Origin of the sequence: Bradyrhizobium sp. 160, from assembly GCF_023073735.1 — a bacterium.
Lineage (GTDB): Bacteria > Pseudomonadota > Alphaproteobacteria > Rhizobiales > Xanthobacteraceae > Bradyrhizobium.
On record NZ_JADPKD010000034.1, the window covers coordinates 298,284 to 322,015 of the forward strand.

20 protein-coding genes are annotated in these 23,732 nt (G+C 65.7%); 7 read left to right on the plus strand and 13 right to left on the minus strand.

The window, feature by feature from the left end:
- The first annotated feature begins 151 nt into the window (after positions 1 to 151).
- Genes IVA98_RS15260 through IVA98_RS15280 form a run of 5 tightly spaced genes read left to right on the plus strand, consistent with a single transcriptional unit; the run spans position 152 to position 6,144 of the window.
- Complete coding sequence (locus IVA98_RS15260) at positions 152 to 652, plus strand: formate dehydrogenase subunit gamma (protein WP_247301234.1); 501 nt, start codon at positions 152 to 154, stop codon at positions 650 to 652.
- Positions 649 to 2,205, plus strand: a complete 1,557-nt coding sequence (locus IVA98_RS15265; RefSeq protein ID WP_247301235.1) for a formate dehydrogenase beta subunit — start codon at positions 649 to 651, stop codon at positions 2,203 to 2,205. Before IVA98_RS15260 ends, IVA98_RS15265 begins: the two co-directional genes overlap by 4 nt.
- 10 nt (positions 2,206 to 2,215) lie before the next feature.
- Entirely contained in the window at positions 2,216 to 5,089 is a 2,874-nt protein-coding gene (gene fdhF, locus IVA98_RS15270; RefSeq protein ID WP_247355164.1) for a formate dehydrogenase subunit alpha, read from the plus strand.
- 4 nt (positions 5,090 to 5,093) lie between these two features.
- Complete coding sequence (gene fdhD / locus IVA98_RS15275; protein ID WP_247301237.1) at positions 5,094 to 5,921, plus strand: formate dehydrogenase accessory sulfurtransferase FdhD; 828 nt, start codon at positions 5,094 to 5,096, stop codon at positions 5,919 to 5,921.
- On the plus strand, positions 5,911 to 6,144 hold the full coding sequence (locus tag IVA98_RS15280; protein ID WP_247301238.1) for a formate dehydrogenase subunit delta: 234 nt from the start codon (positions 5,911 to 5,913) through the stop codon (positions 6,142 to 6,144). Before fdhD ends, IVA98_RS15280 begins: the two co-directional genes overlap by 11 nt.
- Here IVA98_RS15280 and IVA98_RS15285 read toward each other — a convergent pair.
- The 13 genes from IVA98_RS15285 to IVA98_RS15345 form a co-directional block, all read right to left on the minus strand.
- Positions 6,101 to 9,088, minus strand: a complete 2,988-nt coding sequence (locus IVA98_RS15285; RefSeq protein WP_247301239.1) for a bifunctional [glutamine synthetase] adenylyltransferase/[glutamine synthetase]-adenylyl-L-tyrosine phosphorylase — start codon at positions 9,086 to 9,088, stop codon at positions 6,101 to 6,103. The two genes, IVA98_RS15280 and IVA98_RS15285, sit on opposite strands and share 44 nt — an antisense overlap.
- Complete coding sequence (locus tag IVA98_RS15290; RefSeq protein ID WP_247301240.1) at positions 9,085 to 10,545, minus strand: sensor histidine kinase; 1,461 nt, start codon at positions 10,543 to 10,545, stop codon at positions 9,085 to 9,087. Before IVA98_RS15290 ends, IVA98_RS15285 begins: the two co-directional genes overlap by 4 nt.
- Positions 10,529 to 11,209, minus strand: a complete 681-nt coding sequence (locus tag IVA98_RS15295; RefSeq protein WP_247275851.1) for a response regulator transcription factor — start codon at positions 11,207 to 11,209, stop codon at positions 10,529 to 10,531. Before IVA98_RS15295 ends, IVA98_RS15290 begins: the two co-directional genes overlap by 17 nt.
- Before the next feature lie 274 nt (positions 11,210 to 11,483).
- The gene (locus tag IVA98_RS15300; protein ID WP_247301241.1) at positions 11,484 to 13,061 is read right to left on the minus strand and encodes a Do family serine endopeptidase; all 1,578 of its coding nucleotides are present in this window, start codon (positions 13,059 to 13,061) and stop codon (positions 11,484 to 11,486) included.
- Between the two features lie 284 nt (positions 13,062 to 13,345).
- A complete protein-coding gene (locus tag IVA98_RS15305; RefSeq protein WP_247301242.1) occupies positions 13,346 to 13,828 on the minus strand; it encodes a cytochrome c-type biogenesis protein in 483 nt (160 codons plus the stop codon).
- A gap of 4 nt (positions 13,829 to 13,832) precedes the next feature.
- Positions 13,833 to 15,815 carry a heme lyase CcmF/NrfE family subunit gene (locus IVA98_RS15310; RefSeq protein ID WP_247301243.1) on the minus strand — a complete coding sequence of 661 codons (1,983 nt, stop codon included), beginning with the start codon at positions 15,813 to 15,815 and terminating at the stop codon, positions 13,833 to 13,835.
- Positions 15,812 to 16,351: a cytochrome c maturation protein CcmE gene (gene ccmE / locus IVA98_RS15315; protein WP_247301244.1), complete on the minus strand. Its 540-nt coding sequence runs from the start codon at positions 16,349 to 16,351 to the stop codon at positions 15,812 to 15,814. Before ccmE ends, IVA98_RS15310 begins: the two co-directional genes overlap by 4 nt.
- Before the next feature lie 37 nt (positions 16,352 to 16,388).
- Positions 16,389 to 17,495: a c-type cytochrome biogenesis protein CcmI gene (gene ccmI, locus IVA98_RS15320; protein ID WP_247301245.1), complete on the minus strand. Its 1,107-nt coding sequence runs from the start codon at positions 17,493 to 17,495 to the stop codon at positions 16,389 to 16,391.
- Positions 17,496 to 17,626: 131 nt separating this feature from the next.
- Entirely contained in the window at positions 17,627 to 17,896 is a 270-nt protein-coding gene (locus IVA98_RS15325; protein ID WP_247275889.1) for a hypothetical protein, read from the minus strand.
- Positions 17,897 to 17,995: 99 nt separating this feature from the next.
- Entirely contained in the window at positions 17,996 to 19,396 is a 1,401-nt protein-coding gene (locus IVA98_RS15330) for a hypothetical protein (protein ID WP_247301246.1), read from the minus strand.
- Positions 19,397 to 19,555: 159 nt separating this feature from the next.
- A complete protein-coding gene (locus IVA98_RS15335) occupies positions 19,556 to 20,932 on the minus strand; it encodes an ATP-binding protein (RefSeq protein WP_247301247.1) in 1,377 nt (458 codons plus the stop codon).
- Positions 20,933 to 21,016: 84 nt separating this feature from the next.
- On the minus strand, positions 21,017 to 21,688 hold the full coding sequence (locus IVA98_RS15340) for a response regulator transcription factor (RefSeq protein WP_128934932.1): 672 nt from the start codon (positions 21,686 to 21,688) through the stop codon (positions 21,017 to 21,019).
- Positions 21,689 to 21,931: 243 nt separating this feature from the next.
- Positions 21,932 to 22,087: a hypothetical protein gene (locus IVA98_RS15345; RefSeq protein WP_247275860.1), complete on the minus strand. Its 156-nt coding sequence runs from the start codon at positions 22,085 to 22,087 to the stop codon at positions 21,932 to 21,934.
- Positions 22,088 to 22,318: 231 nt separating this feature from the next.
- On the opposite strand from IVA98_RS15345, the gene ku reads away from it, so the two are divergent.
- Together ku and IVA98_RS15355 are read left to right on the plus strand one after the other, a co-directional pair.
- Positions 22,319 to 23,302, plus strand: a complete 984-nt coding sequence (ku, locus tag IVA98_RS15350; RefSeq protein WP_247301248.1) for a non-homologous end joining protein Ku — start codon at positions 22,319 to 22,321, stop codon at positions 23,300 to 23,302.
- A 57-nt stretch (positions 23,303 to 23,359) separates the two neighbouring features.
- On the plus strand, positions 23,360 to 23,596 hold the full coding sequence (locus IVA98_RS15355; protein WP_247275862.1) for a hypothetical protein: 237 nt from the start codon (positions 23,360 to 23,362) through the stop codon (positions 23,594 to 23,596).
- Positions 23,597 to 23,732 lie beyond the last annotated feature (136 nt).

Consider the following 23,732-nt stretch of genomic DNA (forward strand, 5'->3'; position numbering starts at 1 on the left):
CCGAGCGGAACGCCCATAATTGCATTTTCGGATCGACCGATCGCCCATGCCAATCGATCCGAATTCGCAATCGCAGCACGGGACAGCTTTATTGATCTTCGAGTGATTCCAAATAGTTTGCGATCAGAAACGCTTAAGTTGAGAACGAAGAATGACAGCGGTTTACGAGCCTTGCTACGAGCCTTGCTATGAGCCTTGGGGCGAAACGCGCGGCGCCGAGATCATCGCCGAACACGCTCGGCAGGAAGGCGCGACGCTCGTCATCCTGCATGCTCTTCAAGAGGCGTTCGGTTACGTGCCGGAGGCCGCCATTCCGATCGTGGCTCAGGCGCTGGATCTGTCGCGCGCCGAAGTGCACGGCGTATTCACGTTCTATCATGATTTCCGGCACAGGCCGGCCGGCCGCCATGTGCTGAAGCTCTGCCGCGCCGAGGCCTGCCAGGCTGCGGGCGGCGATGCGCTCGCTGCACGCGCCGAGGCGAAGCTCGGCGTGCCGCTCGGCAGCACCACCGCCGACAATCGTGTCACGCTGGAGCCGATCTACTGCCTCGGCCTGTGCGCGACTGCGCCGTCCGCGATGCTCGACGGCCGCCTGATCGGACGGCTCGATCAGAAGCGCCTCGATGCGCTGGTTGCGGAGGCGCAGCGATGAGCATGCGTCTATACGTCTCGCGCGATGCCGGCGCGGTGGCCGTCGGCGCCGACGAGGTCGCGCTGGCGCTTGAGCAAGCCGCCGCCAGGCGGGGCGTTGCAATCGACATCGTCAGGACCGGCTCGCGCGGCCTATACTGGCTGGAGCCGCTGGTCGAGGTGGCGACACCGCAGGGCCGCATCGCGTTCGGCCCCGTCGCCGAAACCGACGTGCCCTCCCTGCTCGATGCGCTCGCCAGCAACACGCCGCATCTACTGCGGCTGGGGGCGGTCGACGAGATCCCCTGGCTGAAGCGCCAGACCCGCCTCACCTTCGCCCGCTGCGGCGTGATCGATCCGCGCTCGCTCGACGACTACCGCGCCCATGGCGGCTACAGGGGCCTGGAGCGCGCGCTCTCGCTCGGCACGGATGCGATCCTGAGCGAGGTCACCGCGTCCGGCCTGCGCGGCCGTGGCGGCGCGGGCTTTCCGACCGGCATCAAATGGAAGACGGTCGCGCAGGCCAAGGCCGACCGCAAATTCATCGTCTGCAACGCCGACGAGGGCGACAGCGGCACCTTCGCCGACCGCATGATCATGGAAGGTGATCCCTTCCTGGTGATCGAAGGCATGACGATTGCTGGCCTCACCGTCGGCGCGGCCAAAGGTTACATCTACATCCGCAGCGAATATCCGCACGCGGTCGAGGCGATGAACGCTGCCATTACGGCGGCGAAGCGCAGCGGCTATCTCGGCAGCAACATCGGCGGCTCGAAACAAGCCTTCGATCTCGAGGTGCGCGTCGGCGCCGGCGCCTATGTCTGCGGCGAGGAGACCTCACTGCTGGAGAGCCTCGAAGGCCGCCGCGGCCTCGTGCGCGCCAAGCCGCCCCTGCCGGCGCATCACGGCCTGTTCGGCAAGCCGACCGTCATCAACAACGTGCTGTCGTTCGCGGCGATCCCCTTCATCCTCGCTGAGGGTGCCAAGGCCTATGCGGATTTCGGCATGGGTCGTTCGCGCGGCACGATGCCGATCCAGCTCGCCGGCAACATCCGCCATGGCGGGCTGTTCGAGACCGCGTTCGGCGTGACGCTCGGCGAGCTCGTCGACGACGTCGGCGGCGGCACGTTCACCGGCCGGCCCGTTCGCGCGGTCCAGGTCGGCGGCCCACTCGGCGCCTATTTCCCCCGCGCCCTGTTCGACACGCCGTTCGACTATGAGGCCTTCGCCGCGCGCGACGGCCTGATCGGCCATGGCGGCATCGTCGTGTTCGATGACAGCGTCGACATGCGCAGGCAGGCGCGCTTCGCCATGGAGTTCTGCGCGGTCGAATCCTGCGGCAAGTGCACGCCGTGCCGGATCGGCTCGACCCGGGGCGTCGAGACCATCGAGAAGATCATGCGGGGCGAGCGCGTCAGCGAGAACATCATGCTCGTCGAAGACCTCTGCAACACCATGAAATTCGGCTCGCTCTGCGCGCTCGGCGGCTTCACGCCCTATCCCGTGCTCAGCGCATTGAAGCACTTCCGGGAGGATTTCCTTCCGGCGCCGACCACGCTTCAGGCCGCGGAATAGGAGAACGACCATGTCTCTGATCGAAGAAATCGACTTCGGCACGCCGCCCTCGAAATCGGAAACGGTGGTGACGCTGACCATCGACGGCAAGCAGATTTCGGTGCCCGAGGGCACCTCGATCATGCGCGCGGCGATGGAGGCCGGCCATCAGATTCCAAAGCTCTGCGCCACCGACATGGTCGACGCGTTCGGCTCCTGCCGGCTCTGCCTGGTCGAGATCGAGGGCCGCGCCGGCACGCCGGCCTCCTGCACCACGCCCGCGACGAACGGCCTCGTCGTGCGCACCCAGACCGAGCGGCTGAAGCAGCTTCGCAAGGGCGTGATGGAGCTCTACATCTCCGACCATCCGCTCGATTGCCTCACCTGCGGCGCCAACGGCGATTGCGAATTGCAGGACATGGCCGGCGCCGTGGGCTTGCGCGACGTGCGCTACGGCTATGAGGGCGAGAACCATGTCTTCGCGAAGACGGATGGCTGCAGCAACGACAAATGGATGCCGAAGGACGAGTCCAACCCGTACTTCACCTACGATCCTTCCAAGTGCATCGTCTGCTCGCGCTGCGTCCGCGCCTGCGAGGAGGTGCAAGGAACCTTCGCGCTGACCATCTCGGGCCGCGGCTTCGACAGCCGTGTCTCCCCCGGGATGAACGAGAGCTTCCTCGGCTCCGAATGCGTCTCCTGCGGCGCCTGCGTGCAGGCCTGCCCGACCGCGACGCTGACGGAAAAATCCGTGATCGAGATCGGTCAGCCCGAGCACTCCGTCGTCACCACCTGCGCCTATTGCGGCGTCGGCTGCGCCTTCAAGGCCGAGATGCGCGGCGAGGAAGTCGTGCGCATGGTGCCGTACAAGAACGGCAAGGCCAATCGCGGCCATTCCTGTGTCAAAGGCCGCTTCGCCTGGGGCTACACCAACCACAAGGAGCGCATCCTCAAGCCGATGATCCGCGAACGGATCGAGGATCCCTGGCGCGAGGTGTCGTGGAACGAGGCGTTCTCGTTTGCCGCCGCCAGGATGCGGGGCATTCAGAAGAAATATGGCCGCGACGCCATCGGCGGCATCACCTCGTCCCGCTGCACCAATGAAGAAACCTATCTGGTGCAGAAGCTGATCCGCGCCGGCTTCGGCAACAACAATGTCGACACCTGCGCCCGCGTCTGCCACTCCCCGACCGGCTACGGCCTCGCCACCACCTTCGGCACCTCCGCCGGCACGCAGGATTTCGACTCGGTGGAGGACACCGATGTCGTGCTCATCATCGGCGCCAATCCTGCCTCGGCGCACCCGGTATTCGCCTCGCGACTGAAAAGGCGGCTGCGCCAGGGTGCAAAGCTGATCGTGATCGATCCGCGCCGCACCGAGATGGTGGAATCGCCGCATGTGAAGGCGCTCCACCTGCCCCTGATGCCCGGCACCAACGTCGCTGTGATGACGGCGCTGGCGCATGTCATCGTCACCGAAGGGCTCGTCAACGAAGCTTTCGTGCGCGAGCGCTGCGACTGGAGCGAGTTCGAGGAATGGGCCGCCTTCGTCGCCCAGCCCAAGAACAGCCCGGAAGCCACCGCCATGCTCACCGGTGTCGACCCCAAGGCGCTGCGGGAAGCGGCCCGCATCTACGCGACCGGCGGCAACGGCGCGATCTATTACGGCCTCGGCGTCACCGAGCACAGCCAGGGCTCGACCACCGTGATCGCGATCGCCAACCTCGCGATGGCGACCGGCAATATCGGCCGTCCCGGCGTCGGCGTGAACCCGCTGCGCGGCCAGAACAACGTACAAGGCTCCTGCGACATGGGCTCGTTCCCGCACGAGCTGCCCGGCTACCGCCATATCTCGGGCGATGCCGTGCGCGACCAGTTCGAGGCGCTGTGGAATGTCAAGCTCAACCCGGAGCCAGGCCTGCGCATTCCCAACATGTTCGATGCCGCGGTCGAAGGCACCTTCATGGGCATTTACGTGCAGGGCGAGGACATCCTCCAGTCCGATCCCAATACCTCGCACGTGGTGGCGGCGCTGTCGGCGATGGAATGCGTCATCGTCCACGATCTCTTCCTCAACGAGACTGCAAACTACGCCCACGTCTTCCTGCCCGGATCGAGCTTCCTCGAGAAGGACGGCACCTTCACCAATGCCGAGCGCCGCATCCAGCGCGTGCGCAAGGTGATGACGCCGAAGAACGGTCTTGCCGACTGGGAGGTCACTATCGGCCTCGCCAAGGCCATGGGCTTCGAGATGAACTACAGCCATCCCTCCGAGATCATGGACGAGATCGCGGCGTTGACGCCGACCTTTGCCGGCGTCTCCTACGCCAAGTTAGATGAGCTCGGCTCGGTGCAGTGGCCCTGCAACGAGAAGGCGCCGGAGGGCACGCCGGTGATGCATATCGACGGCTTCGTCCGCGGCAAGGGCAAATTCGTCGTCACCGAGTATGTCGCGACCGACGAGCGCACCGGCCCGCGCTATCCCCTGCTGCTCACGACAGGGCGCATCCTCGGCCAGTATAATGTCGGCGCTCAGACCAGGCGCACCGACAACGTGATCTGGCACGCCGAGGATCGGCTCGAGATTCATCCGCACGATGCCGAGCAGCGCGGCGTTCGTGACGGCGACTGGGTGCGGCTGAAAAGCCGCGCCGGCGAGACCACTCTGCGCGCCGAGATCACCGATCGCGTCGCGCCCGGCGTCGTCTACACCACCTTCCATCATCCGGACACGCAGGCCAACGTGATCACGACCGACTATTCGGATTGGGCTACCAACTGTCCCGAATACAAGGTCACGGCGGTGCAGGTCTCGCCGTCGAACGGACCATCCGACTGGCAGAAGGCCTATGACGCGCAGGCACGGCAGTCCCGCCGCATCGTGCCCGCCGAAGCCGCGGAGTAATGGCATGCACGTAGCGGTCCAGGCTATCGATCGTGAAATCTGGCGCAACGGGACGGCCTCTGAGGGCGCGCGGCTGATCCCGGAGGAGACGGCGCTGGCGCTGACCTATAATGGCGGCACCTACGCCGTGATGATGGGGACGCCGCAGAACCTCGAGGACTTCGCCGTCGGCTTCAGCGTGAGCGAAGGCATCGTCGGATCGGCCGACGAGATCCGATCGCTCGAAATCGTCCGCCTCGACGACGGCATCGAGCTGCGCATGTGGCTGGCGCCGAAGCTTGCCGCGCGCATCAACGAGCGTCGTCGCCACATCGCAGGTCCGACCGGCTGCGGCATCTGCGGCATCGAGTCCATTGCCGAGGCGGTGCGCCCGGCGGCCGTGGTGCCGCAGGGGCAGAGCTTCACGCCGGAAGAAATCATGATGGCGATGCAGGCCATCGCGCCCCTGCAATCGATCAACCTGCAAACCCGCGCCGTTCACGCTGCCGCGTTCTGGTCCCCTGCCGGCAACATCGTCGCGCTGCGCGAGGACGTCGGCCGCCACAATGCGCTCGACAAGCTCGCCGGCGCCCTGGCACGCAGCCGCACCAATGCGCGCGGCGGCATGGTGCTGCTCACGAGCCGCGTCTCGGTGGAGATGGTGCAGAAGACAGCCGCGATCGGCGCCCCCGTGATGGTTGCCGTGTCGGCGCCGACCGCGCTCGCGGTGCGCACGGCGGAAGCCGCCGGCATCACGCTGATTGCCATTGCCCGCCAGGACGGCTTCGAAGTGTTCTCGCATGGTGACCGGGTCGTCGCCCGCCATGCCAGGGAGGTTGCTGATGTCGCCTGACCGTCTGATCTACATGGCCAACCAGATCGGCACATTCTTCCAGAGTCAGGGCCACGACAGGGCCGTGCCGGGCATCGCCGAGCACATCAAGAAGTTCTGGGATCCCCGGATGAAACGCGCGATCTTCGCCCATCTCGATGCGGGGGGCGCGGGCCTTGCGCCTGATGTCCGCGAGGCCCTCACCTCGCTGAAGCAGACGACGACCCTTCCAGCAGCACCCTGAACACGCGCCGCACCTCGCTCTGCGTCTCCTTTACACGCGCCTGCAGCGACGAGAAATCCGGCGCGTCGCCGGCGCGCGCCATCACACGCAGGAGGTCGGTCCCGGCGGTCTCCGGCTTGAAGCGGTCGCTGACGCAGAGCCGCAAGATCTGCGTCAGGTCGTGATAGAGCCGGGCCGCGGCGCGCAATATCTCGGTTTCAGATTGCGCGAGCACGCCGAGCCTACATGCGTTCTCCAGCACCTGCATGGTGCTGACGTCGAGGATCTCCGGCTTGTCGTGGGCGTGCACGAGCTGAAGATATTGCGCGATGAAGTCGATGTCGACCATGCCGCCGGCGGCATGTTTGAGATCCCAGCAATCGGCCTCGCCCTTCTCCTGGGCGATGGCGCGCCGCATGTCGGCAACGTCGTTGGCGGTGATGGCGGGATCGCGGCGGCGGGTCAGGACGTCGCGGATGACGCGCTCGATTCGTTCCCGGAATTCGGGCGAGGCCGACACCACGCGCGCGCGCGTCAGCGCCATGTGCTCCCAGGTCCAGGCCTCGTTCGCCTGGTAGTCCGCGAACGAAACCAGGCTCGAGGCCACGGGACCGGCGCGTCCCGACGGACGCAGCCGCATGTCGATCTCATAGAGCACGCCGTAATTGGTGCGCGTCGTGAAGGCGCTGATCAGACGCTGGGTGAAGCGGGCGAAGTAGTGGGCACCTTGCAGCGATTTCGCACCATCGGAGTCCGGATTGTCGCTGTCGAAATCGTAGAGCAGGATCAGGTCGAGATCGGACGACGCCGTCATCTCGCGGCTGCCGAGCCGGCCCATCGCGATGATCGCGGTCTGCTGATCCCTAATGCGGCCATGCTGGGCGGCAAAGCGCTCGGCAACGAGGCCATGCACGGTGTGGACGATGCCCTCGGCGACGTCCGCAAAAGCGGTACTCGCCTGCTGCGCCGACACCGTGCCGGACAGGATACGCGTACCGATCAGGAACAGGCTCTCCTGTCCGAACAGGCGCAGGCGATCGAGGAACTCTTCGTAGGAGCCCGCGTCCTGCACGGTCGCAGCTAACCGTCCCGACAATTCCTGCCTGTCCGGCATGGCGCCGAAGAAGCGCGGATCGATCAGGCCGTCCATGAGCTGCGGCTGGCGCGCCAGCATCTCGCCGAGCCGGGGCGCCGCGCCTAGCACCAGCGCCACCAGTGCGACCAGATCGCGGTTCTGACCGAGCAGCGTGATCAGCCGGCCGCCGCGCTGAAGCGCGCCGAGGAAATGATCGAACGCCACGACCGCACGGTTCGGCTCCTCGGCATGGGCGAGACCATCGATCAAGGCCGGCACGAATTCGACGAACGCGTTGCGCGTCGCCTCATTGCGGAACACGCGATAGTCGCCGGTGATCCAGTCGCGCACGGTCTGCGCGACGGCGGCCGGCTTCTTGAAGCCGAGCGCCGCAATGTGCTGGAGCAGGCGCGGATCGTCGGGACCGGCACTGTAGTCGAGCGCCGGCAGTTTGGCCGTCCCGGTCGGATCATCGCCCTCGAACAGTTTTTCGTAGTGCCCCTGGACGATCTGGAGCTGGTGCAACAGGTCGCGCGCAAAGGCCTCCCGGTCCGGGTAGCCGAAGAACCAGGCGAAGCGCTCGACCGCCTCCTTGTCCTCGGGCAGTGTATGGGTCTGCTCGTCGGCGATCATCTGGAGGCGATGCTCGACCCGGCGCAGGAATTCGTAGGCCGTGGTCAGTTCGTCGCGCGCCGTGAACGTGATCCAGTTGCTGGAGGCGAGCACGTCGAGCGCTTTGAGCGTCGGCCGGACCCGCAATTCCGGATGGCGGCCACCCGCAATCAACTGCTGCGTCTGCGCGAAGAACTCGATCTCGCGGATGCCGCCGCGCCCGACCTTGACGTTATGGCCCTCGACCGCGACCTCGCTCTGGCCGCGATAGGTCTGCATCTGTCGCTTCATATCGTGCACGTCGGCAAGCGCGGCGAAGTCGAGATGCTTGCGCCAGACGAAGGGCGCGATCTCTGCCAAAAGCGCTTCACCCGCGCGGGGATCGCCGGCGCAGGCGCGCGCCTTGATCATCGCGGCGCGCTCCCAGGTGCGCCCTTCCCGCTCGTAATAGTTCAGCGCGGCATCGCGGGAGATCGCCACCTGGGTCGAGGACGGATCGGGCCGCAGCCGCAGATCGACGCGGAAGACATAGCCGTCATAGGTGCGCTGCTGGAGGATGCGCGCCATGCCTTGCGTCACGCGCACGAAGAACGGCTGCGGTTCGATATCGGGCGCGAGCGTGGTGGCATCGGGATCGAAGAACACGATGAGATCGATGTCGCTGGAATAGTTCAGCTCCCCCGCGCCCATCTTGCCCATCGCGAGCACGATCAGCCCGCAGCCTTCTTCGGGCGCCTCGGGATCGGGCGGTGAGAGCTTGCCGCGTGCAGCTTCCTGCCGCAGCAAGTACTGCAGCGCCGCCTGCACCGAGAACACCGCGATATCTGTCAGCGCCGCCGTCACCCGCATCACCGGCCAGACGCCGCCGATATCGCACAGCGCGATCAGCAGCGCCGCCTCCGCCTTCATCCGGCGAAGCAGGCGCATCACCTCGGCTTCATCCGGCGCCGCGAGTACGGCGGCCCTCGCCTCCGCCATCAGCGCCCCCAGATGCACCTCCGGATCGCATTCGAGCAACCGCATCAGGCGCAAGGGATCGGCGCGCATCAGATCGAACAGATAGGACGAGAATTCCGCGATGCCGGTCAGAATATCCCGCGCGAAGGGACGAACCAGCAGGGATTGGAGACGAGTCGATTGCACCGGCTCGAGCTCGGCCAGCCAATTTTCGAAGCGTCTTTGGTCGGTTGTGGAAGCGGCAACATAGGGAGCCTCCGCGAAGCGTGCCGCGAGGCTCTCACCATGTTTGTCCGCGTTTCCCGGCGCGGAGTGGTTCATGCCACCTTCTGTGGCACATCCGGCATTGGCGGAGCAACCCTGTCGCCGGCGCCCGCGCGCGCCGGCAGCACCAGCGTGGCGACGAGACCGGGATGGGCATCGCCTAGGCGCAACTCACCGCCATGCAATGTCGCAACGGCCGAGGCGAGGCTGAGGCCGAGGCCGGAGCCCGGCAGCGTGCGGCTGGCCTCCAGCCGCACAAATCGCTCGACGACGTGCTTGCGATCCGCTTCGGGGATCCCCGGACCACGGTCGGTGACGCTGAGCAGCACCTGGTCGCCATCGCGCCTCGCCTCGATCGTGATTTGCCTCACGTCCATGCTGACCACGGTTCCCGCGGTCTGCGCCGCCGGCTTGCCGTATTTGATTGCGTTCTCGACGAGATTGGCGAGCGCCTGGCTGATCAGTTCGCGATTGGCGTGAACCGGCGCCGGCTCGCATTTGACCTTCAGGGTCATGCCGTCATCCTCGGCCAGCGGCTCGTAGAGTTCGTGGATGCCATTCGCGACCTCGGCAGCGTCGAAATCGTCCATGTTGCCGCGCGCCTGCCCGGATTCGGCACGCGCGATCATCAGAAGCGCGTTGAAGGTGCGGATCAGCCCGTCGGATTCCTCGATGGTGCGCTCCAGCGCTGCACGGTAGTCCGCCTCGCAGCCCGATTTCGCCAGCGCCTCTTCGGCGCGGTTGCGCAAGCGCGTCAGCGGCGTCTTGAGATCGTGGGCGATGTTGTCGGAGACTTCCTTCAGCCCCGCCATCAGCGCCTCGATCCGCTCCAGCATGGCGTTGAGGTTTTCGGCGAGACGGTCGAGCTCGTCGCCGCTGCGCCCCACGGGCAGGCGCTCGCTGAGATCACCGGTCATGATCCGCTGCGCGGTGCCGGTCATGGCATCGATGCGCCTCAGCACGCGGCGCGCGACGAAGACGCCGCCGCCGAGGCCGAGCACCACGACGATCAGGATCGACCATTGCGCCGCCTTCGCGACGATGCCGAACAGCCGCCGCCGCTCGTCGAGATCGCGGCCGATCAGAAGCCGGAAGCCGTTCTCCAGCTCGGTGACGCGCACCAGCGCGCGATGATCGCGTTCGTCAGCATCCTCGATCCGCCGATAGGCTGTCTCGGACCAGCCGCGCGTCGCCATCACGCCGGGCGCGAGCGAGCCGACGTTGCCGGCGATCGCCTGCCCAGTCGGCGTAGTCACCAGATAGAGGTTGGCGCCCGGCCGCAGCGCCCGGTACTCGATCGCGAGCACGAGGCCCCGCAGGCCGCGGCGGCCGTAGATCTCGTTGATCTCCGAGGTCTCGGAATTCACCGTCTGCGTGATCTCCTCGGTGATCAGCCGCCGCGTATTCCAGGCGAAATAGGCGAGCAGCGAAGCCGCGAACATCGCGAACAGCAGCAGATAGACCAGCGTCAGCCGGAATGCCGTGGTGCGGACGAGTTTACCGAATGCCGTCACGGATCATGTATCCGGCGCCGCGGATCGTATGCAGTAGCGGGCGCTCGAAGCCCTTGTCGATCTTGGAGCGCAGCCGCGAAATGTGCACGTCGATCACGTTGGTCTGCGGATCGAAATGATAATCCCAGACGTTCTCGAGCAGCATGGTGCGCGTCACCACCTGGCCGGCGTGCTTCATGAGGTATTCGAGCAGGCGGAATTCGCGCGGCTGGAGCGTCAGCTCGTCCTTGCCGCGGGCGACGCGGTGGGACAGCCGGTCGAGCTCGAGATCGCCGACGCGGTAGAGCGTGTCCTCGGCGGGCCCGCCGCGGCGGCGCGAAAGCACCTCAACGCGGGCGAGCAGTTCGGCGAACGAATAAGGCTTTGGCAGATAATCGTCGCCGCCGGCGCGCAGCCCCTTGATGCGGTCGTCGACCTGTCCGAGCGCGGAGAGAATCAGCACCGGCGTGGTGTTGCCCTTGTCGCGCAGCGCGCCGATCAGCGACAGGCCGTCGCGCTTGGGCAGCATGCGGTCGACCACCAGCACGTCGTAATCGCCGTTCTCGGCCATGGCAAGGCCTTCCTCGCCGTCGGCGGCATGATCGGCAATGTGTCCGACTTCGCGAAACGCCTTCACGAGATAGTCGGCGGATTCGCGGTCGTCTTCGATGATGAGGAGGCGCATCGTGCGTTCGGCGGCAGTCAAGGGAGTGAACCTTCTCTAAACATGGCGCGAGCGGCAATCGCATGCAAGCCGAGCGGAACGATCTCGGATCGGGGAAAAGGCGGGCGGTGAAGCTGGGGGGACTTCACCGCCCTAGGCCTTCCGACGGAGGGGGGCGTAATTCCACCGGAAGGTAGACAGGGGAAGCAAACGTTGCGCTGCTCCCCCGAAGGGCGCCGTCGGCGGGGGCGACTGATGCCGGCGACACCCTTCATCTCGTAAGCCTCCTGAGGCCTCAGCCCTTGGCGATGGGCACGGCGACGAAGCGCGACTGGCCGCCGCTCTTCACGCGCATCAGGACGCTGTTCTTGTTGTCGGTCCGCGCCGTGTTGATGGCATCGCGGACTTCGGCGGCGGTGCTGACGCTCTTGCCGCCGACTTCGAGAATCACGTCGCCTTCCTTAAAGCCGCGTTCGGCCGCGGCGCTCTTCGGATCGACTTCGGTGACCACGACGCCTTCCTTGCCGGCGCCGGCCACGGAATTGGCGGGCGCAACGGTCATGCCGAGCTTGGGCACGTCGGTGCCGCGGCTCGCACCCTTGCCACTGTCATTGTCGGTGTCGGCCTTGGCCTCGACCGTGTTCGGCAGCTGGCCGAGGGTGAGGTTGACGACCTTATCCTGGCCCTTGTGCAGCACGTTGAGCTTCACCGAGGCGCCGGGCGCCATACCGCCGATGGTGCGGGCAAGCTCACGAGCGTCCTTGACGGGCTCGCCGTTGACCGCGGTGATCACGTCGCCGGACTCGATGCCGGCCTTCGCCGCCGGACCGTTCGCCTGCGGCTCCGCGACCAGCGCGCCTTCGGCCTTCTTCATGCCGAGGCTGTCGGCGATGTCAGACGTCACCGGCTGGATCTGTACGCCGATCCAGCCGCGGCTGACCGAGCCCTTGTCCTTGAGCTGGGCCACCACGCTCTTCACGGTGTTGGCGGGTATCGAGAACGCGATGCCGACGCTACCGCCGGAGGGCGAGTAGATCGCGGTGTTGACGCCCATCACCTCCCCCTCGGTGTTGAAGGCCGGACCGCCGGAATTGCCCTTGTTCACGGGCGCGTCGATCTGGATGAAATCATCATAGGGACCGTTGCCGATGTCGCGGCCGCTGGCCGAGACGATGCCGGCGGTCACGGTGCCGCCGAGGCCGAAGGGATTGCCGACCGCGAGCACCCAGTCGCCGATCCGCGGCTTGCCGTCGGCGAGCTTGGCGAACGGGAAATTCGAGCTGCCCTCGACCTTGATCAAGGCGAGGTCGGTGCGCTGGTCGGTGCCGATGACCTTGGCGGTATAGGTCTTGCCGTCGTCGGTGGTGACCTCGACCTTGTCGGCGCCGTCGACCACGTGATTGTTGGTCACGGCATAGCCATCGGGCGAGATGAAGAAGCCGGAGCCCTGGCCCTGAACGACGCGGCCACGACCGCCCTTCAGGCCCGGGAAACCATCCGGACCACCGAAGCGGCGGAAGAAGCGCTCCATGGGCGAGCCCGGCTGGAACGGCGAGGAGGAATCATCGCCGTCATCGTTGCTCGCGGTCTTCTCCTTCATGTTCACTTTCACCGAGATCACCGACGGCTTCACGCGCTCGACGATGTCGGCAAAGCCGATCGGACGCTCGACCTTCCGAACCTCTTGGTTGACCTGCGCATGCGCCGGGCTGGAGAACAGGTCGCCCGGCGAGGTCGACGGGCTGAAGCCATAGACGGATGCGCCGAGGCCGGCGACGACCGAGGCCATCAGCGCGATCTTGCGCGCGGAGAATACCGACCGGCGCGGCTGCCGGTAGGACGGGAGGTGGGAGAGGTCGGAACGGTCGGTCATGCAGAAATCTCCAGGGCCTTGAATTCTTTTAGGTGCCGGATGCCAGCACCTTGCGGACCTGAAGATGGGGGCTCCCGCCTTACCGCGCGCTGGCGGCGGGGTTAAACTTTCGTAATGAAGGGCAGCGGCGATGCGGCAGTTTAACGCAGGCTAAAAGTTCTGGTCCTACAGGAACTTAGTCGAGTTCCGGTGAAACGTATCGGAACAGCTTTTGGTGACCTGGATTGCTCCGCAGCGGCACCACTCGAGGCCGTTGGGCTTTCTGGGCCGCGCCCCGTTTTCAGCTACTGCGACTTCGCATCGTCCGACATCAAGCCGGCGAGCCGCGCCTCTTCCTCGGGCGTGAGCGGCGGTGCTGGCAGATCTGCACCGCTCCGCGCGCGGCGCCGGATTTGCAGCCATAGCGCCAGGCCGCCGCCAACCAACAGAAGCGGCGCGAGCAGCCATAGCAGCAGGGTCTGGCGTTCGAAGCGCGGCTTCAGCAGCACGAACTCGCCATAGCGCGCGACCAAGAAGTCGAGCACCTGCGAATTGCTGTCGCCGGCGGCAATCCGCTCGCGCACCAGCAGCCGCAAATCGCGCGCCAGCGGCGCGTCGGAATCGTCGATCGACTGGTTCTGGCAGACCATGCAGCGCAGCTCGCGCGACAGTTCGCGCGCACGCGCCTCCTTGACGGGATCCGACATGATCTCGTCGGGCTGCACGGCGTGTGCCGCAGGCGAGGCCAGCAGCATCAGCGCGACGATCACGAACCTTATCCGGCGCATCGGATTACTCCGCGGGCTGGAGCCGCTGCTTGGCCCGCGCCGGCTTGGGCGCGCCGACCCGCAAGCGGCGATCGGACAGCGACAGCACGCCGCCAAACGCCATCAGCACCGGTCCCCACCAGATCAGCAGCACCATCGGCTTGTAATAGATGCGCACGGCAATGGCACCCTCGGCGGTGGCATCGCCGAGCGAGACGTAGAGCTGGCTCGCGCCGCGCGTCAGCAGGGCCGCTTCGGTGGTGGACGAGCCGCGCGTGGTGAAGCTGCGCTTGGACGGCGTCATCATGCTCAGCGTCTCGCCGTCGCGGCTGACATTGAACTCGGCGATCATCTCCCGGTAGTTCGGGCCCTGACGCTGAAACAACCCCTCGAGCTTCACGTCGTAGCCGGCGACATGGGCGACGTCGCTCTGCTTCATCGTCGCGATATATTCGCTGTTCCAGGTGGTCTCGCAGACGATCCCGATCAGCGCGACGCCGAGGCCGGCATGCGCCAGCGTGGTTCCCCAGGCCGAGCGCGGCAGGCCACGCGCCCGGTTCAGCACTGTGGCGAACGGCAGGCGAACCAGGCCCGTCCGCTCGACGATGTCGGTGACAGCGCCGGCGATGACGAAAACACCAAGCCCGATCGCCAGCGGCGCCAGCGCGCTGCCGCCGCGCGCCCAGGCCCAGGCGACGGCGATGGCGACAAGGCTGGCAACGCCCGCCGCGAGCAGGCGCTGCGTCACGCCGAGCAGATCGCCGCGCTTCCACGCAAGCATCGGCCCGAACGGCACGGCGAACAGCAACAGGGCAAACAGCGGCGCGAAAGTGAGGTTGTAGAAGGGCGCGCCGACCGACATCTTGAAGTCGGCCAGCATCTCCATCGCCAACGGATAGAGCGTGCCGAACAGCACGACCGCACAGGCGACGGTAAGCAGCAGGTTGTTCAGCACCAGCGCGCCCTCGCGCGAGATCGGCGCGAACAGGCCGCCCTGCTTCAACGAGGTGGCACGGCCCGCGAACAGCGCCAGGCTGCCGCCGATGAACAGGCAGAGGATCAGCAGGATGAACACGCCGCGGGTCGGGTCGGTCGCGAAAGCATGCACCGAGGTGATGACGCCGGAGCGGACCAGGAAGGTGCCGAGCAGCGACAGCGAGAAGGTCAGGATCGACAACAGGATGGTCCAGACCTTCAGCGCGTTGCGCTTCTCCATGACCAGCGCCGAATGCAGCAGCGCGGTGCCGGCGAGCCACGGCATCAGCGAGGCGTTCTCGACCGGATCCCAGAACCACCAGCCGCCCCAGCCGAGCTCGTAATAGGCCCAGTACGAGCCCATGGCGATGCCGAGCGTGAGGAAGATCCAGGCCACCAGCGTCCACGGCCGCACCCAGCGCGCCCAAGCCGCGTCGATCCGCCCCTCCATCAGCGCCGCGATGGCGAAGGAGAACGAGATCGAGAAGCCGACATAGCCGAGATAGAGCATCGGCGGATGCACGGCGAGACCGATGTCCTGGAGCACCGGATTGAGATCGCGTCCCTCGAGCGGCGGGCTCGTGATGCGCAGGAAGGGGTTCGATGTCATCAGGATGAAGAGATAGAAGGCGCTGGCGATCCAGGCCTGGACGCTCAGCACGTGCGCGCGCAGCGACAGCGGCAGATTGTTGCCGAAAGCCGCAACCAGCCCGCCGAACAAAGCGAGGATCGACACCCATAGCAGCATCGAGCCTTCATGATTTCCCCACACGCCGGTGATCTTGTAGAGCAGCGGCTTCATCGAGTGGGAATTCTCGTAGACATTGGCGACGGAGAAATCCGAGTTCACGTGCAGCATCACGAGCGCCATGAACGATGCCCCGACGAACAGCAGTTGCGCCAGCGCGGTGGACCGCGCCACGTTCATCAGCGCGGTGTCGTGCAGGCGTGCACCGATCAACGGCACGACGGACTGGATCAGTGCAAGCCCGAGCGCCAGCACCAGCGCGTAATGTCCGGATTCTGCGATCACCGCATGGCTCCCTGCGGGTTACCCTGCGCCGTCGTGGCCGCAGGCTTGCTGCCGCCCGAAGCCTTGCCATCAGAAGCCTTGGCTTCAGAAGCCTTTGCGTCGTAATCGTCCTTCCAGTGGCCCTGCTTCTTCAGGGCATCGGCAACGTCCTTGGGCATGTAGGTTTCGTCGTGCTTGGCGAGCACGGTGTCGGCCTTGAACACGCCGTTGCCGTCGAGTGCGCCTTCGGCAACGACGCCCTGCCCTTCACGGAACAGGTCCGGCAGGATGCCCTTGTAGGCGACCGGCAGCTTGGCGTTGCCGTCGGCGACCTCGAAGGTCACCGCGAGATTGTCGCCGCGCTGGAGCGAGCCGGGCTGCACCAGCCCGCCGAGACGAAACCGCTTGCCGGGTTCGACGTGCTTCTCGGCCACCATGGTCGGAGTCGAGAAGAACACGATGGAGTCGCGCAATGCGTTGAGCACCAGCGCGGCGGCGAGCGCAAGCACGGCGAGCGAGCCGCCGATGATGGTCATACGTCGCTGCTTGCGCGTCATGGCGTATCCGTTCTCCGCTCGTCTGGTCCCGAAATCGTCATCCGTCGAGCCCGAGAGTCCTGAGCCCTTCGTTGAGCTGGCGCAGCCGCTCGGCATCGCCGGCAACCGCCTGGCGGGCATCGGCCGATGCCCCCACCGCCTTGCCGCGGTCGCCCATCACGAGATAGGCGCGCACCAGGCGCAGCCACCCCTCGACGTCGCCGCCGTTCTGCTTGAGGCGGGTGGCGAGGCGTTCGACCATGCCGCGCACCATCGCGTTGCGATCGTCCTCGGCCATATCCTTGGAGGCTGCGATCGTCTCGTCCGACAGCGCTGGCATCGTGCCGCCGCCGACCCGCGCCAGCGAGGACTGCACCAGAGATCGCCACGGCGCATCCGCCGGCGCCTTCGCCAGCAGCGCGCGCCAGATATTGGCCGCATCATCCTTGCGGCCGTCCTGCTCGGCGGCGAGCCCCAGGAAGTAGTTCGCCTTGGCATCATCGGCATCGAGCGCGTGCGCACGCTCGAATTCCGCTTTGGCCTCGGCGGTCACGACCCCGCCGGCGGCCGCCGAGAGCGCCTCGCCGAGATCGGACCGGCGCTCGGCGCTCTCGCCATTGTAGGTGAGCGAGTTGCGATAGGCGCGCACGGCATCATCGAAGCGGCCGAGCCGCTCCAGCACCGGCGCGAGCACGTTCCAGCCGCGACCGTCAGTCGGATTTTTTTCCAGATGTTGCTCGACCTGCACGACGAGATTCTCGAGCGATTGCGCCATCCCGGATCCGGATCCACGCTCGCGCTGCGCCAAGGGAAAGTCCTGAAGCCTGGGCGAGCCCAGCGGCATATAGACGCCGACCGCAACCAGCGGCAGGCCGGCCAACGCCAGCACCGCGGCCGCGCGGCGCCATTTGAGGCTCGATTTCGGCGCCATGGCAGGTTCGCTGGCAGCGGCGAGCAGCCTGCGGCTGATCTCGACGCGGGCCGCCTCGGCTTCAGGAGCGGCGATCAGTCCGGTGCCGAGATCACGCTCGATTTCGGCCAGTTGGTCCTTGTAGACGGCAATCTCGCTGCCTTGATTTTGCGCGGCTCCGCTGCGGCCGAGCGGCAGAAGCACGGCGAAAATCGCCGCGACTGTCATCAGCGCGAACACGAACCATAGCGTCATCTGGCAGGCTTCCGGCGGCGCGCGATCCGCGCCCATAGGTGGCTTTACACCACGGCCGGAGGAGGCGGCAATTGACAATTGTCAATTCGGCGCGACCGCGCCTGGTCCCGAAACGGAGAAACTCCAACAGCTTAGCCGATGTCGAAGTCCGCACTCTGCGCGGCATCCTCGCCGTGCCCGTTGAAGGCCTTCAGGAAATATGTTCCCGGCCTGACAGCATCCGGCAATCGGATGCGCAGCGCCCCGACTGGAACCGGAGACGCGACCCTGGTGAGCGTTTCAGACAATTGCCGGCCGCTTGCCTTCTCGACCAGCACCACCTTCGCGCCGACCATCAGTCTCTGATATTTGGCAACAACGACGCGGTTCTCGATTTCGATGGAGCTGATAACCGGTTTCATGCGCCCACAAATAGAAATTCCCCAGACTTGCTGGCGACCGTAGGGCGCGATATCGGTACCGTCAACCAGAAATTGTGACAACGAAAATATGCGCTCGGATCAGCTTGCGCGCGACGATTTGCGCTCGCCCGTCGCCGCATTCTCGGCCGCGCGACTCATCAGCGAGGCGTAGTCGTCGCCGAACAGCACCTGACAGAAGCGGATCGCGGCCTGCACCTGCTGCTGCCGATAGGTGCGGACCTTGTGATCGGCGGCGCGCAGCGACTGCACCAGTTGCTCGGTCGAGCGTTCGACATATTGCTGGAGGTCGGAATAGGTGCGCAGCGTCACCTCGTTGATCGCAAGCTCACTCGCATAGTTGCGGCAGGTCGCGACGAAATCGATCAGCGCCACGGTTTCCTCGACCTCGGTGCTGTCGATTCGCGCCCCTGGCGGAATGTCCTTCTCGGCGCGTTGGCGCAGGATGCGACGAACGCGGCCGGGAACGCTGTCGATCTCGGATTGCAGCGCATTGGAGATGTCGGCCCGGATCGAGACCAACTGCTTGCCCCAGGCGGAATCGTTCCGCAGATCGAGCTCGGTGCGCAGGCCGCGCACGCCGTCATGCAGCGCCTTGAGATTGTCGGCGACATTGTCGAAATGGCCGCGCTTGATGTCCATGCGCAGGACCGCGGCCACACAGGACAGATCGTGCAGGGCGATCGTGACGGCGACACCATAGGGCGTTGCCGCGACGCGGATCTCGTCGTCCGAGGCGGCAATCTTGATGGCGAGGCGGATGATCTGCCACGGCGCGGTCATCCGCTGCACCACCATGGACAGCGCGAAGGGCAGCATCTGCGGGGTCTGGAGGACTGGAATGTTGAGCGCCGACGTCACCGAGGCGATCTGGGAATCACCGAAGACGCGCAAGAAGCGCGGCAACTTCTCGTTCAGGGCGGCGATGGCTTCGCGAACCTGGAGCACCGCACCGATTGAATAGAGGTCCTCGATCACGTTGGGCGGGCCGACACGGGCCAGCGCGCGCGACTTGTCGCCGCCGCCTGGCCCCGTCAGCTCGAGGATGGCGTTCGCCGCCACCGCCTGGAGCCTCGAGGCCAGCGCCTCGACCTGGCCTGCACTGTCTAGCGGTATGCGTGCCAGCGCCGCCTCGAATTCCTTGACTTTGTCCGGGGCGCCGTCACGGCCGAGCCATTGCCAGATTGGATGCAGCGAGGAGCGGCGGATTTGTCCGACCCGGACCGGGGCGCCCGCCTCGACCAGGAACGGTTCCAGCACTTGGAAGAGAAGCCGCGACAGATCGTCCGTGCGCGGCGGCGGGGCTTCGTCGGCTTCGGTCTTGCGGACGATCTTGCGCAACTGCTCGAGCACGAGGGTCGCGACAGCCGTGTCCTGGCCGCGCTCCAGCGCGCGCTCGAACTCTCGCATCAGCAGTGCCTGCGACTGCGGCGGGAGCTGCGCGAGATATTCCCTCAGCCGCTCGATCGATGTCTGGCTCATGCGCCCGGGTCATGCACGGTAAATGGCGGACATGGGATGCGTCCGGGCGCGATCTTAGGAGCTCCCCACTTAAGAAGCCGTTTAGGAAGTCGCCTCGAATGCCACCGGCTTTTGCCGAGAAGCATCGGCCACGGCGAAAAATCAAGTGAGAACAAGAGATTACAATCCCGGGAGGACCAGCTCGGCTCGCAACCCCCCGATCGGCGCGCCGCCGAGGGAGAGGCTGCCGCCATAGAGCGCGGCGAGGTCGGTCACGATCGACAGTCCCAGCCCCGAGCCCGGCTTGGACTCGTCGAGCCGCTGGCCACGCCGGGAGACCTGGGTGCGCTCGGCCTCCGACAGGCCGCGGCCGTCATCGTCGACGATGATCCGCAGACGTGGGCCGGAGCCGGCCAGTTGCGGCGTCTCGACCGCAACCTCGATGAAGACGCGTGAGGCTGCCCATTTGCAGGCATTGTCGACCAGATTGCCGACCATCTCATCCAGATCCTGGCGCTCGCCCCGGAACCTCGCAGACGGATCGGCCTTGGCCTCGACCACGATGCCGCGGTCGCGATGGATCTTCTCCATCGTCCGCCGCAGCGCCTCGATCGCGGGCGCCACCTCCGTCACCGTCGCGACCACCGAGACCCGTGCCGCAATGCGCGCGCGCTCCAGATGATGGGCAACCTGGTCGCGCATCACGTCGGCCTGCTCCATCACCTTGGCCGCGAACGGATCGGCCGCGTGGGCGCCGGCCTCGTTGAGAATGACGGAGAGCGGCGTCTTGATCGCATGGGCGAGATTGCCGACATGGGTGCGCGCCCGTTCGACGATTTCGCGATTGGCATCGATTAGCCCATTGGTCTCGCGCGCCAGAGGCGCGATCTCGACGGGAAATTCACCCTCGAGTCGCTCCGCCCGACCCGAGCGGATGTCGGCGATGGATTCCGAGATGCGCTTGAGCGGCGCCAGACCGAAGCGGACCTGGAACACGGTCGTCAGCAGCAGCACGATGCCGAGCGCCGTAAACGTGCCGCCGAGGTAATAGTCGAAGCTCCGCGTCTCGTCGAAAATCTCGGTGGCGTCGCCGGCCACGCTGACGAGAAATTTGCCGTCGGCGCCCAGATCGACCGGCCGCTCCACCATACGCAGGTTCTGCCCTTCCGGCCCGTCGACATAGGCGAGCCGGATGCCGGCGGCGGTGAGCTCGGCCCCCTGCTCTTCCAATTTCGGCAGTTTCTTGTCCCAGAGCGAGCGCGAGGAGCGCACTTCCGGCTTCTCGGTGTCGGTCCGCGTGATCTGCCAGTACCAGCCGGACAGCGGCAGGTCGAACAAGGGCTCGCCCAGCGACTGGAACTGGCGGTCGGGCGGCTCGTCGGGGGTGGCGACCTCGGCGATCAGCGTGCGGAGATAGAGATTGAGACGGCGGTCGAAGGAGCGCTCGGTGGCGTTCTTGTAGACCGAGGACAGCACGACGCCGGTAATGGCCAGGATCACCACGAGCCACGCGGTCGCCGAGAGGAACAGGCGGTTCGCAAGTGAGCTAGCGGGCATCGGAACGATCCCGGGAGGCGCAGGATGGCAAAGCGTCGGTCATGACCGGACCAAGGCCCCTGGCGGGCCGCCCGTCAAGCCGCTTCAAGCGCCGGGACTGGGCGGGGTCAGGAGATAGCCGAGCCCGCGAACGGTCTGGATGATGTCGACGTCGAGCTTCTTGCGGATGCGGCCGACGAAGACCTCGATTGTGTTGGAGTCGCGGTCAAAATCCTGGTCGTAGAGATGCTCGACCAGCTCGGTGCGGGAGACGACACGCCCGGAATGGTGCATCAGATAGGCCAGAAGCCGATATTCGTGCGAGGTCATCTTCACGGGATTGCCTGACACGCTGACCCGGCCTGTCCTGGTGTCGAGCGTAACGGGACCGCAGCTGAGCTCGCTCTGGGCGTGGCCGGTCGAGCGGCGCAGCAGCGCGCGGATGCGTGCCAGCACCTCCTCCAAATGGAACGGCTTTGCGACATAGTCGTCGGCGCCGGCGTCGAACCCCTGCACCTTATCGCTCCAGCGGTCGCGCGCAGTGAGGATCAGGACCGGCATGGTGCGGCCGTTGCGGCGCCAGGCCTCCAGCACCGAGATGCCGTCCTTCTTCGGCAGGCCGATGTCGAGCACCACGGCGTCATAAGGCTCGTTGTCGCCGAGATAATGCCCCTCCTCCCCGTCGAAAGCGCGGTCGACGACGTAACCGGCGTCGGTCAGCGCCTTGGTAAGCTGGCGATTGAGATCGGGGTCGTCCTCAACAACGAGCAGGCGCACGCTTCTCTCCAAAGATTAGCTGCAAGAACAGGCTGCATGACCACGGCCAGAGATGAGCAATTCCGGCGTGAACCCAATATGAACGCGGGGAACCGGCCAGGTTACTTTTTGGTCATATACGACCTCTGACGCGCCGACGCGACTGCGCCCGCCAGGCAACCGGGCGAGCCGGCAGCATGGCGGGCGCAAAGTGTTGCGTCACGCGGCGAATATGAAGATCCGTGGCGTTCGGATCCAGCCGGGTCAGGTCCGGAAGAACACGAACCAGACGACGGCGAGGATCAGGACGGCAAGGCCCGTCGAGATGGCAAGCAGCGCCGCCACCGAAGGCCCGGGCTCGCCCTGGCGCGCCTCGGTCGGAGTTTCCACGATCTGATGCCGCTCTCGCGTGGTTGCCATAATGCCCTCAATCTCTGGACGTCGCTTCGATAGCCGCGACCTCCTCGCAGCCGATGTCCCGAGCCAACGCCTGATTGAATATGATGTTCCGGCCTTTACGCTTCGATCCGCAGGAGAGCAGGCCCAGCGGCCGGTTAACGCAGTTGCAAGATTCAGCAACCCGCCTTGCTATGATTCGTTGTGCCCTGATGGTATCCTAGTCGTCTGTCCCCGTTGCGTTTGGAGTAGCCCATGGCCCCCCGCGCCAATTGGAAGGGTTTTCTGCGTCTATCGCTCGTGACCTGTCCGGTCGCGCTCTATCCGGCCACTTCGGATACCGAGAAGGTCTCCTTCAACCAGATCAACCGCAAGACCGGCCACCGGATCAAGTACCTCAAGGTCGATGCCGAGACCGGTGACGAGGTGACGTCGGAGGACATCGTCAAGGGCTACAAGGTCGATACCGACACTTATATCGAGGTCACCAAAGATGAGCTCGACGAGATCGCGCTGGACTCCACGCACACGATCGAGATCGACGAGTTCGTGCCGAAGGCGGACATCGACAGCCGCTACCTGATCCGTCCCTATTACCTCGTGCCCGATGGCAAGGTGGGCCACGACGCCTATGCGGTGATCCGCGAAACGATCCGCAGCATGGATAAGGTCGCGATCGGCCGCGTGGTGCTGACCAACCGCGAGCACATTATCGCGCTGGAGCCGCTCGAGAGCGGGCTGATGGGCACGCTGCTGCGCTATCCCTACGAAGTGCGTAGTGAAAAGGAATATTTCGACGACATCCAGGACGTGAAGCTGACCAAGGACATGCTCGACCTTGCCAAGCACATCGTCGAGAAGAAGTCCGGCGCTTTCGAGCCCGAGCTGTTCGAAGATCACTACGAGACCGCGCTGATCGATCTCATCAACAAGAAACGCAGCGGCATGCCGATCACCGCCAAGGCGGCACCGAAGACCGGCGGCAACGTCATCAATCTGATGGACGCGCTGAAGAAGAGTCTCGCGAGCGAGCGGGAGACGGCTCCCGCGGCGGGGGTCGCCAAGGAGACCGTCAAGGGCAAGAAGCCGAAGAAGCGCGTCGAGGGCCAGCGCGAGATGCTGCTGCCAATCGCCGGCAAGAGCGGCAAGGACGCCGCGGCGAAAACCGCGCCCAAAGAGGCTTCGAAAAGGGCCGACAAGCCAGTACGTGCGCCAGCGCGAACGAAGAAGGCCGGTTAGCGACCTCACACTTACGATCTCGCGTGATGTCCCCCCTCGCCGGTCGGCCGGACTGACATGCCCTGGTCGACGGCGTTCGACGATCCGGTTCGTGTGAGCAACAAGCGCAACTTGCTCACGCTTCAGGAAGCGGCGGACTACATCATGCAGCTCCCGGACGATGCGCAGCACGAGGCGCACTGGCAGACTGCCATCGAAACCTTGATCAATGCGGCCGAGACCGGCGGCGGCTGGGTGATGTTTGCCCGCATCGCCATGTTGCGGGCGCTGAATGCGGACGGCCGGCGCGCATGAGAGCGATGGCCGCGACCTTCGGTTGGCATGCTTGCCGACCCCTTGACGAACAGGCTCAATAATCCGTTAAGCGAGACCCTCGTTTTCCAATATGCGGCGCTCTGCGCGTGAACCAGGGTATTCCTGCGCGAGACGA

Bases quoted from the DNA above. Each gene is read 5' to 3' on its own strand.
- IVA98_RS15260 (WP_247301234.1), top strand. From the start codon at position 152: ATGACAGCGGTTTACGAGCCTTGCTACGAGCCTTGCTATGAGCCTTGG.
- IVA98_RS15265 (WP_247301235.1), top strand. From the start codon at position 649: ATGAGCATGCGTCTATACGTCTCGCGCGATGCCGGCGCGGTGGCCGTC.
- fdhF (WP_247355164.1), top strand. From the start codon at position 2,216: ATGTCTCTGATCGAAGAAATCGACTTCGGCACGCCGCCCTCGAAATCG.
- fdhD (WP_247301237.1), top strand. From the start codon at position 5,094: ATGCACGTAGCGGTCCAGGCTATCGATCGTGAAATCTGGCGCAACGGG.
- IVA98_RS15280 (WP_247301238.1), top strand. From the start codon at position 5,911: ATGTCGCCTGACCGTCTGATCTACATGGCCAACCAGATCGGCACATTC.
- IVA98_RS15285 (WP_247301239.1), bottom strand. From the start codon at position 9,088: ATGAACCACTCCGCGCCGGGAAACGCGGACAAACATGGTGAGAGCCTC.
- IVA98_RS15295 (WP_247275851.1), bottom strand. From the start codon at position 11,209: ATGCGCCTCCTCATCATCGAAGACGACCGCGAATCCGCCGACTATCTC.
- IVA98_RS15300 (WP_247301241.1), bottom strand. From the start codon at position 13,061: ATGACCGACCGTTCCGACCTCTCCCACCTCCCGTCCTACCGGCAGCCG.
- IVA98_RS15305 (WP_247301242.1), bottom strand. From the start codon at position 13,828: ATGCGCCGGATAAGGTTCGTGATCGTCGCGCTGATGCTGCTGGCCTCG.
- ccmE (WP_247301244.1), bottom strand. From the start codon at position 16,351: ATGACGCGCAAGCAGCGACGTATGACCATCATCGGCGGCTCGCTCGCC.
- ccmI (WP_247301245.1), bottom strand. From the start codon at position 17,495: ATGACGCTATGGTTCGTGTTCGCGCTGATGACAGTCGCGGCGATTTTC.
- IVA98_RS15325 (WP_247275889.1), bottom strand. From the start codon at position 17,896: ATGAAACCGGTTATCAGCTCCATCGAAATCGAGAACCGCGTCGTTGTT.
- IVA98_RS15330 (WP_247301246.1), bottom strand. From the start codon at position 19,396: ATGAGCCAGACATCGATCGAGCGGCTGAGGGAATATCTCGCGCAGCTC.
- IVA98_RS15335 (WP_247301247.1), bottom strand. From the start codon at position 20,932: ATGCCCGCTAGCTCACTTGCGAACCGCCTGTTCCTCTCGGCGACCGCG.
- IVA98_RS15345 (WP_247275860.1), bottom strand. From the start codon at position 22,087: ATGGCAACCACGCGAGAGCGGCATCAGATCGTGGAAACTCCGACCGAG.
- ku (WP_247301248.1), top strand. From the start codon at position 22,319: ATGGCCCCCCGCGCCAATTGGAAGGGTTTTCTGCGTCTATCGCTCGTG.
- IVA98_RS15355 (WP_247275862.1), top strand. From the start codon at position 23,360: ATGCCCTGGTCGACGGCGTTCGACGATCCGGTTCGTGTGAGCAACAAG.